Here is a 1,013-nt window from a genome sequence, read left to right as displayed (position 1 = left end):
ATTTCCCTAAATTTCTTTTGAGACAATTCGGAAATAAATCATATACTTGTTTTTCATTTTGTTCTCCATACTTTAAAATGATCTTGTATCAAATTAAAGTATCTTGAGCCTTTATTTTATAAAAATTCAAAAAATTTCAAGGCTTTTGTAATTTTTTTAAAAAAAATTTGTAAATTTTTTTCAAAATTTTTTCAAAAAGCCCTTGACAAACACTAGGTGTAATGCTTTATAATGTCCTTACAAATTTTAAGATTTTTGCCAAAAATGTGAAAAATTTGGCATTTCAAGCATTTGGCAAAAAAGAAAGGAAAAAAATGAGTAGTAAAATTAAGGGCAACAAGTCCCTAAATTTAGGCGAAACTGCCTTGAATTCAAATAAAATTCAAGCAGATTTTCAAGGCGAAAATTGCGTGAGCTTAAACACAACTTCAAGCAATTTTCAAAGGCGAGAATTTTTAAGCAAATTCGCAAAAATCGGTGCTGGTTTTGGTGCTTTAAGCCTAATGCCTATTTTTGTTGCTTGTAGCGAAAATAAGAACAATGCCACAAATTCAAGCGACAAGGCAAAATCAAGCTTGAAATCAAGCGAAAATTCAGCTCAAAATTCAGCAAATTCAAGCGAGAATTTGGCAACTTCACAGAAAGGACAGGCTATGACAAATTCAGTTCTAAACGAGTTTTTTACCCTATCAAATGGCGTCAAAGTGCCAAAACTAGGGCTTGGGCTTTGGAGAATCGACAATGACAAGGTAAGTGCAGCCATCGAAGCGGCTGTAAATGTGGGTTATCGCCACTTTGACTCCGCACAAGCCTACGCAAACGAGGCTGGCACGGGTGATGGCGTGCGAGCTGCTATGGCAAAGGGCTTAAAGCGAGAGGAGCTTTTCGTAACTACCAAAGTAGCAGCAGAGCATAAAAGCTACGAGGCTGCAAGGGCGAGTATAGAGCAGTCCTTGGCAAAACTTGGGCTTGATTATATTGATTTAATGTTAATCCACGCACCTCAGCCTTGG

The 1,013-nt window shown here is 36.6% G+C and carries 1 protein-coding gene; it reads left to right on the top strand.

Going from position 1 to position 1,013, the window contains the following annotated elements; translation table 11 throughout:
• Positions 1-314: 314 nt before the first annotated feature.
• A partial coding sequence (locus DMC01_RS15545) for an aldo/keto reductase (protein ID WP_246059242.1) occupies positions 315-1,013 on the top strand: 699 nt, incomplete at its 3' end.

Source organism: Campylobacter troglodytis (assembly GCF_006864425.1).
Lineage (GTDB): Bacteria > Campylobacterota > Campylobacteria > Campylobacterales > Campylobacteraceae > Campylobacter_D > Campylobacter_D troglodytis.
This window is presented reverse-complemented; position numbering and strand designations above follow the sequence as displayed.